The sequence below is a fragment of the Candidatus Methylomirabilota bacterium genome (genome assembly GCA_036005065.1).
Lineage (GTDB): Bacteria > Methylomirabilota > Methylomirabilia > Rokubacteriales > DASRDR01 > DASYQW01.
Map to the genome: position 1 here is coordinate 1 of DASYQW010000319.1, position 8,116 is coordinate 8,116.

Sequence of the window (8,116 nt, forward strand, 5' to 3'; positions counted from 1 at the left end):
CATGGTCTTCCAGCATTTCAACCTGTTTCCGCATCTCACAGCGCTGGGGAACATCGCGCTGGCGCCGCGAAAAGTGAAGGGGCTGTCGGCCGCCGAGGCCGAGCGTATCGCCATGGAGCTGCTCACCCGCGTCGGCATTCCAGATAAAGCGCAGAACTATCCGGCCCAGCTCTCCGGCGGCCAGCAGCAGCGCGTGGCCATCGCCCGCGCGCTGGCAATGAACCCGAAGGTCATGCTGTTCGACGAGCCGACCTCCGCGCTTGATCCCGAGCTGGTGGGCGAGGTGCTGGCGGTGATGGAGCAGGTGGCCGGCGAGGGGATGACGATGGTGGTGGCCACCCACGAAATGGGCTTCGCGAAGAAGGTCGCCAACCGGGTCGTCTTCATGGACCAGGGCAAGCTCGTCGAGGTCGGGACCCCCGACGCCATCTTCAGTCGCCCGCGGCACGACCGGATCCGCCGCTTTCTGGAGAAGATCCTCGTCTGAGGCAGCCCGTGAAGCTAGCCGGCCGGGTGGCGGTGGTCACGGGCGCGGGCTCAGGCATCGGCCGCGCAGTGGCGGAGTTGTTGGCGGAGGAGGGCGCCCGCGTGGCGGCCGTGGACGAGCACGAGGAGGCGGCTCTGGCCGTCGAGCGCGCGATCGGGGCGGTCGGCGGATCGGCCCGCGGGTTCGGCGCCGACGTGACCGACGAAGAGGCCGTCGAGCGGACCACGATGGCGATTACTACGGACTGGGGGGGAATCGATGTTCTGGTGACCTGCGCGGGCATCTCGGTTGGCGGCACCGTGACCGCCACGCCCCCCGGGGTGTGGGATCGGGTCTTCCAGGTGAACGTGCGCGGGACCTATCTCTGGATCAAGGCGGTGCTCCCCAGCATGACGGCCCGTCGGCGCGGGTCCATCATCACGGTCGGCTCGCAGCTCGCGCTGGCCGGAGGGCGGGGCAATGCCTCCTACATCGCCTCGAAAGCGGCGGTCATCGCCCTCACCCGTACCGTCGCCCTAGATCACGCCGCCGACGGGATTCGGGCCAACGTCCTCATTCCGGGGGCGATCCAGACTCCCATGCTGGAGCGATCGTTCGCGCGTCAGGCCGATCCCGAGCTGGCCCGGGAGCGGTCCCGAAGCCGGCATCCGATGGGCCGGTTTGGGAGCGCCCGGGAAGTCGCCCAGGCCGCGCTGTACCTCGCCTCCGACGACTCGTCCTTCAGCACGGGCAGCCTGCTGGTCGTCGACGGCGGCTGGCTGGCCGGGTAGCGGGGGCGGGTACGCTGCCCCTCTTTCTGCGGCTGGCCACGCTGCTCCTTCTTCTGGCTGGCCCGCCGGTGGCCGCCGGTCTGGAGCCCTCGCCATCGGGCCAGGCGAGCCGGATGACCGCGCTCCGCCGGCTCGTCGACGCGGCCGTGAAGGAGGCCGCCGCGCTGTCGACTCCGGACGAGCGCCGGGCCCTCACGGGGGTCGCTCGGGTGCAGGCCTGGATCGGCGACGTCGCGGGGGCTCAGCAGAGCGCGGCGGTGCCTTCCGACGACGCCGCCCGGATCGAGGCGCTGGGCGCGATCGCGGTGGCTCAGGCGAGGGCCCGCGATGTCGGGGGCGCCCTGCAGACGGTGGCGGGGCTACCGAGCGAGCCCGCGCGGCGGGACGCGCTGAAGGCGATCGTCAAGGCGCAGGTCCGAACGGGGGACGTGGCGGGCGCGCTCGCGACGGTCACCTCGGTGCAGGAAGAAGCGCTGACCGGAGTCTTGTTGGCCGAGATCGCCCAGGCCCAGGCGCTGAGCGGCGACGTCGCCGGCGCCGAGCAGACGGCGGCGCTCCTCCAGGACGACCGGCTCCGGGATGGCCTGCGCGCGATCCTGGGCCTCCAGCAGGCGGCCACCGGGCGCATCGCCGAAGCCCTGAAGACGGCCAGCGCCATGTCGCCGCGAGGCGCCGCCCGGCTCCTGGTCCTGGTGGAGGTCGCTGGCGCGCAGGCCAGGGCCGGGGACGAGCGCGGTGCGCGCCAGACGGTCGCCCTTCTCCCACCGGGTCGGTGGGGAGACGGCGCGCTGATGGGCATCGGGCGGATGCTGGCCGAGGGCGGGCACATCGCGGCCGCGGGGAAGATCGTCGGCGAGCTCGCGCGAGAGACGGAACGCGACCTCGTGCTGGGGGCGGTCGCCCGAGCCCAGGCCAGGACGGGCGACCTCAAGGGGGCCATGCAGAGCGTCGCGGCCATCCAGGACCGACAGGCGAGGACCTCGGCGCTGAGCGGGGTAGCCGAGAGCCGGGTCCGGGCAGGCGACCTCGCTGGCGCGCTGCAGGCCGCCGCCACTCCCGGATTCGAGGCCGACCGGGATGAGCTGCTGCCGGCGATCGCCGAGGCGCAGGCCGAGTCGGGCGACATCGAGGGGAGCCGACGAACGGCCGCGACGATCGGGGAGCCGGTGACCAGAGATCGGGTGAGGTGGCAGATCGCCCTGATCCGGGCCCGGGCGGGCGATGTGGGCGAGCTCCTCGACCCGGCCGGCCCGACGCCGGCTGGGCCGAAACCGGCTCCGTATGACCGGCTGATGCGCCTGCTGGCGGCGGCCGAGGCGCTGATCGACGAGCTGGACGACGAGAAGCTCGAGCGGCGGCGGCTCCTCCCGGTCTCGGGCCGTTGAGCGGGCCTTCCCGTCGATTGACACCCCGGGAGGCCCCGGGTAGCGTAGGGCTGTCGCGGGCAGCCCTCCCCCTTCCGTGAGAGGAGATCGTCGATGCCGAATCGAAACCGACGGGGCCTGTGCGCCCTGGCAGCCCTGGTGGCGGTGGCGCTGCTGGTCACGGGGCCGGCCGGTCAGCCCAGGCGCGGCGGGATCCTCACCTGGGCGACGCACCAGGACGTGGATCAGACGGACGTCCACAAGTCCTTCGCTCTGCTCACCGGGATGGTGCTCGGCCGGAACGTCTTCGACCGCCTCGTCGAGCACAACGAGAAGCTCGAGCTCGTGCCGCGTCTGGCCGAGCGATGGGAGACCTCGGGCGACGGCCGCACCTGGACCTTCCACCTCCGCAAGGGAGTCAAGTTCCACGACGGGACGCCCTTCAACGCGGAGGCGGTCAAGTTCAACATCGACCGCGCCCTGAATCCGGAGAACCGGCTCCTGGCCGGTCGTTTCGCCTACGCGGGGGTCCAGGCGGCGGAGGTCGTCAGCGAGCACGCGGTGAGGCTCGTCACCAAGGAGCCGGTCGGAGCCCTGCTCGACAACATGGCCGACAGCGGCTTCGGCGCCATTCAGAGCCCGAAGTCGATCAAGGAGGCCCCGGTGTCCGGCATCGTTCCCACCGGCACCGGCCCCTTCAAGCTCGCGAGCTGGACCCGCGGCGACCAGCTCGTCCTCGAGGCGAACCCCGACTACTGGGACGGACGCCCGAACCTGGACCGGGTCGTGGTGCGGCCGGTCCCGGAGGGCGGGACGCGGGCGTCGCTCCTGGAGACCGGCGAGGCCCAGCTCATCGCTCAGGTGCCGCTGCAGGACGTGAAGCGGCTCCAGGGCAACAGGAGCCTGGCCGTCGACGTGCCGGCCGCGACGAGCTGGCAGTACATCGCCCTCGACACCCAGAAGCTCGCCGACGTCCGGGTGCGCCAGGCGCTCAACCACGCGGTCGACAAGCGGCAAATCGTCCAGACGAACCTGTTCGGGGTGGGGCGGGTGGCCGATTCCCCGATCGGCTCCGGGTATCGCATGTACGCGAGCGTCGGCAGCTACGACTACAGCCCCGAGCGCGCGAAGCAGCTCCTGGCCGAGGCGGGGTGGCGGCCCGGGGCGGGCGGCATCCTCGAGAAGGACGGGCAGCGGCTGTCGTTGACCTTGCTGATCCCGACCGCCGGCCACTCGGGCTGGCCGGAGATGGCGCAGGCCGTGCAGGCGTACCTGAAGGCGGTCGGGGTCGAGGTGAAGCTCTCGGCACAGGAGTGGGCGACCTACCTCGCGACCGCGCGGAAGCCGGCCGCCGAGCGCGGCTTCGACATGGCGCTCCTCTCCTGGGGCACCGCCGATCCGGACAGCGGGATGCGCATCGTCCTCCATTCGGCGATGGCGCCGCCGGCCGGGAGCAACGTGGCGCTCTACCGGAACCCGCGGGTCGACGACCTCCTCGCCAGGGGCGCCGCGACCATCGGCTTCGACAAGCGCGCTCCGCTCTACCGCGAGGCCCAGCAGCTCGTCTGGCAGGACGCGCCCTGGATCTTCCTCGCCGAGCGACGGGAGGCGGTCGGCCGGCGGGTCACCCTCGAGGGGGTGACCGCCATCCCGAGCTCGGCCGGGCTGGTCGACGTGCGCCGGGCGTGGATCAAGTGATGCTCGACGCGGCCCTGGTCTCCCGGATCGTCGCCGCGATCGACGAAGAGCTGACGCTCCCCATCACCCAGGCGGTGCTGCGCATCCCGAGCTTCTGCGGCCACGAGCGCGCGTTGGCCGAGTTCCTCGCCGAGACCATGGCGGGCCTCGGCATGGAGGTTGCCCTTCCCGAGGTCGAGCCCGGCCGGCCGAACGCGATCGGCCGCCTGCGCGGGCGCGGCGGCGGACAGAGCCTGATGTTCAACGGCCACCTCGACCACAACATGCTCTGTGAGGGATGGACACGGGATCCCTTTGCCGCCGTCGTCGAGGACGGCTGGGTCTATGCGCTCGGCATCGCCAACATGAAGGCGGCCGACGCGGCCTACATCGCGGCTATCCGCGGGCTGAAGCGGGCCGGCGTGGCGCTGGCCGGAGACATCGTCGTGGAGTACGTCGCCGGCGAGCTGGAGGGCGGCAAGGGGACGCAGCACGCCATCCGGACCGGCGTGAAGGCCGATCACTTCATCGACGGCGAGCCCACCGAGCTGGCCGTGGTCAACATGCACGCCGGTGTCGTGCTGCTGCGCCTCCAGGTCTACGGCGAGATGCGCCACTACACGACCCGCACCGGCGCCCTGAACCATGCCGTCGAGCACCTGCTGGAGATCCTCCGCGAGCTGGGACCGAGCTACACGCCGCACCCGGTCGACTCCTGGCTCGCCTTCGATCCGAACCCGGAGTTCGAGGGGCTGCCGCAGCACAACGTCGGCGCCGTCCGGGCGGGGATGACCCGCGAGTGCCTCGAGTGGCGCATCGGGCTCGTCCCCGATTACGCCTATGCCCTCCTCGACGTCCGCATCGTGCCGGGCCAGACGCCGGAATCGGTCAAGGCCGACCTCGAGCGGCTGATCGCGCGGGTGCGGGCCCGCCGGCCGCTCCTCCGGGCGGAGGTCGAGCTCACGGACCGGACCAGGCACCTGTTCATGCCGCCGTTCTACGTGCCGCAGAAGACGGAGGTGGTCCAGGCCACCGCGCGGGCCCACCGCGCGGTCCTGGGGCGCGAGCCCGAGTGGGGCGGCGTGACGAAGTTCGCGGGCTCCGACGCCGCCCACCTCTGGAACGCGGGCATCCCGGGCCTCCTCTACGGGCCCGGAGGGCGGTTCCTGAGCCGGCCGGACGAGAAGGTCGAGCTCCGCGACATCGTGGCGGCGGCGCGCGTCTACGCCCTCGTCGCCGCCGACCTGTGTAACCGCCCCGCCGTCTGATGCGTGTCCCATCCCCACGCTCTCCCTTCCCCGGGAGGGTGAGGGTGGGATGATCCCCGGCCGGTACCTCGCCGCCCGCCTCCTGGCCAGCCTCCCCATTCTCCTGGGGGTCACGCTCGCCGTCTTCGTCGCCATGCGCCTCATTCCCGGCGATCCCGCCCTCATCTTCGCCGGCGACCGCGCGACTGCCGCCGACATCGAGCGGCTACGCGGCCAGCTCGGCCTCGACCGCCCCCTCTACGTCCAGTACGGGATCTTCGTCGGGCACCTGGCGCGCGGCGACCTCGGGCTGTCCATCCGCAGCGGCCGGCCGGTGAGCCTCGAGCTCCACGGCCGCCTGGGGAACACGCTGACCCTCGCCGTCGCCGCGATCGCCGTCACGGTGGCCGTCGGGGTTCCGCTCGGGATCGCCGCGGCGGTTCGGCGGCGGACCTGGCTCGACCGGGCGAGCCTGTTCCTGTCGCTGATCGGGATCACCGCGCCCGCTTTCGTCATCGGCGTCCTCCTCCAGCTCGTCTTCGCCGTCCGGCTCGGGCTCTTCCCCACCGCCGGGGCCGGGTCGCTCTGGCACCTCGTCCTCCCGGCCCTGACGCTCGGCGCCTTTCCGGTCGCCAACGTCGCGCGGCTCACGCGGGCCAACATGCTCGAGGTGCTCGGTCAGGACTACGTGCGGACGGCGCGCTCGAAGGGACTCGCGGAGCGCGCGGTGGTGTGGCGACACGCGCTCCGGAACGCCCTGATCCCGACGGTCACGGTCGTCGGCCTCCAGCTCGGGTACATGCTCGGCGGCGCGGTGCTCGTCGAGGTCGTGTTCGCCTGGCCCGGCCTCGGGCGCTTCCTGGTGCAGTCGATCGCGAGCCGCGACTACCCCGCGGTCCAGGGCGCCGTCCTCCTGATCGCGGTCGGCTACCTCGTCATCAACGTCGTCGTGGACGTGCTCTACGCCGTCCTCGACCCCCGGATTCGGTATGGCGCCTGAAGCCTCGCTCGAGCTGGCGGCGGGGGTGGCCCGGTCCGCCACCGCCCCGCGCGGGCGGTCGGCCGGCGCGCTGCGGCGCCTGCTGGCCGACGGCGCGGCGATCGTCGGTCTCGCCCTGATCGTGCTGCTCGCGCTGACGGCGGGACTGGCGCCGGTCCTGGCGCCGTTCGACCCGACGGCCGTCAGCCTCGCGCGGGCGTACCAGGGCCCGGACCCGGAGCACTGGCTCGGGACGGACGAGGTCGGGCGCGACATCCTGAGCCGGCTCCTCTACGGGGCGCGGCTGTCGCTCGCGACCGGTCTCATCGCGGTCGCGGTGGCCCTCGCCCTCGGGGTGCCGGTGGGCCTCGTGGCCGGCTACGGCGGCCCGACCGCCGATCTCCTCCTGATGGGCGTGATGGACGTCATGCTGGCCTTCCCGGCGCTGCTGCTGGCCATCCTGATCGTGACGATCCTGGGGGCGGGGGCGGAGAGCGCCATGCTGGCGGTGGGCCTCAGCTCGGTCCCCATCTTCGCCCGTCTCGTCCGGGCGTCCACGCTCACGATCCGCCAGAGCGACTACGTCTCAGCGGCGCGGGCCCTCGGAGTCTCGGCGCCGGTCCTCGTCCTGCGTCACGTCTTGCCGAACGCGCTGTCGCCGCTTCTGGTCCAGTCGACCCTGCGGATCGCGACCGCGATCCTGACCGCGGCCGGCCTCGGGTTCCTCGGCCTGGGCGCCCAACCGCCCGCCGCCGAATGGGGACTCATGCTGAACCAGGGCCGCGCCTACCTCCAGACGGCGCCCCACATCGTGCTGTTCCCGAGTCTGGCGATCATGCTCGCGGTGCTGGCCTTCAACCTCTTCGGTGACGGCCTGAACGACGCCCTGAACCCCAGACTCCGCTAGGTCATTTCGGGGGGGTTTCGGAAGACCCCCCCGATGCCCCCCCTCGGTTGCGGCGGCACAGCCGCCGCTCGAGCACTCCTCGATGCACCACCCGCTCGATGGTCGGCGCCGGCTGGCGGCGGGTCAAGCCCCGAAGGCCTGCTCGAGGCGCCGGAGCATCTCCTCCTCGGCCTGGGAGATCCGCCCGACGCCGAGGAAGCCTCCGGCGGCCTCGGCGACCGCCCGGGCCTGGCCCATGACGCTGGCGCGCAGGTTCGCGCGCTCCCCGGGAGCCAGCCGCGCGCAGAGCGCCGACGTGTAGCTGGTCCAGGCGTCCAGCACGGAGGCCGGCGGGGGGCTGGCGAGCCAGCCCTGGACGATCGCGTAGGCGGCGCTCCCCGGCTTGAGGCCGGCCGTCTCGAGCCCGGACAGGACCGCCTGCCGCTCGCGGTCGTCGAGCCGCCCGTCGGCCCACGCCACCTCGATCAGCGGCACCAGCCGGAGCGCCAGGAGCGTGTCGGGCTCGATGCCCAGCTCGACGAGCCGGGTCAGCACGACGTCGTCGCTGATTCCCGACGCCGACGCCAGCGCCTGCCTCGCGGTCTGCCGCGCGTGCTCGCCGCGCAGGCGCTCCAGCAGCGCCCGCTCCCGTTGCCGGAAGAATTCCTCCTCGAGCGCCCGCTTCCGGTCGCCCATGAATTCCTCG

The 8,116-nt window shown here is 72.6% G+C and carries 8 protein-coding genes; 7 read left to right on the forward strand and 1 reads right to left on the reverse strand.

Going from position 1 to position 8,116, the window contains the following annotated elements:
* The 7 genes from VGW35_21550 to VGW35_21580 form a co-directional block, all read left to right on the forward strand.
* Nucleotides 1-487 (forward strand): amino acid ABC transporter ATP-binding protein (locus tag VGW35_21550; protein HEV8310258.1); only part of this gene is annotated, 487 nt, incomplete at its 5' end.
* Between the two features lie 8 nt (nt 488-495).
* Nucleotides 496-1,257 (forward strand): SDR family oxidoreductase, encoded by a 762-nt coding sequence (locus VGW35_21555; protein HEV8310259.1) that lies wholly within the window; start codon nt 496-498, stop codon nt 1,255-1,257.
* Nucleotides 1,258-1,370: 113 nt separating this feature from the next.
* On the forward strand, nt 1,371-2,642 hold the full coding sequence (locus VGW35_21560; protein HEV8310260.1) for a hypothetical protein: 1,272 nt from the start codon (nt 1,371-1,373) through the stop codon (nt 2,640-2,642).
* Between the two features lie 93 nt (nt 2,643-2,735).
* Nucleotides 2,736-4,319: an ABC transporter substrate-binding protein gene (locus VGW35_21565; GenBank protein ID HEV8310261.1), complete on the forward strand. Its 1,584-nt coding sequence runs from the start codon at nt 2,736-2,738 to the stop codon at nt 4,317-4,319.
* Nucleotides 4,319-5,566, forward strand: coding sequence for a M20/M25/M40 family metallo-hydrolase (locus VGW35_21570; GenBank protein ID HEV8310262.1), 1,248 nt, complete (start codon nt 4,319-4,321; stop codon nt 5,564-5,566). The genes VGW35_21565 and VGW35_21570 overlap by 1 nt, the downstream gene beginning before the upstream one ends.
* Before the next feature lie 49 nt (nt 5,567-5,615).
* Nucleotides 5,616-6,545, forward strand: a complete 930-nt coding sequence (locus tag VGW35_21575; protein HEV8310263.1) for an ABC transporter permease — start codon at nt 5,616-5,618, stop codon at nt 6,543-6,545.
* Nucleotides 6,535-7,431, forward strand: a complete 897-nt coding sequence (locus VGW35_21580) for an ABC transporter permease (protein HEV8310264.1) — start codon at nt 6,535-6,537, stop codon at nt 7,429-7,431. Before VGW35_21575 ends, VGW35_21580 begins: the two co-directional genes overlap by 11 nt.
* Nucleotides 7,432-7,554: 123 nt before the next feature.
* On the opposite strand, the gene VGW35_21585 is transcribed toward VGW35_21580, so the two are convergent.
* Nucleotides 7,555-8,116 (reverse strand): TerB family tellurite resistance protein (locus VGW35_21585; GenBank protein HEV8310265.1); only part of this gene is annotated, 562 nt, incomplete at its 5' end.

Excerpts from the sequence above, each read along its gene's own strand:
- VGW35_21565 (HEV8310261.1), top strand. The coding sequence starts at position 2,736 with ATGCCGAATCGAAACCGACGGGGCCTGTGCGCCCTGGCAGCCCTGGTG.
- VGW35_21575 (HEV8310263.1), top strand. The coding sequence starts at position 5,616 with ATGATCCCCGGCCGGTACCTCGCCGCCCGCCTCCTGGCCAGCCTCCCC.
- VGW35_21580 (HEV8310264.1), top strand. The coding sequence starts at position 6,535 with ATGGCGCCTGAAGCCTCGCTCGAGCTGGCGGCGGGGGTGGCCCGGTCC.
- VGW35_21570 (HEV8310262.1), top strand. The coding sequence starts at position 4,319 with ATGCTCGACGCGGCCCTGGTCTCCCGGATCGTCGCCGCGATCGACGAA.
- VGW35_21560 (HEV8310260.1), top strand. The coding sequence starts at position 1,371 with ATGACCGCGCTCCGCCGGCTCGTCGACGCGGCCGTGAAGGAGGCCGCC.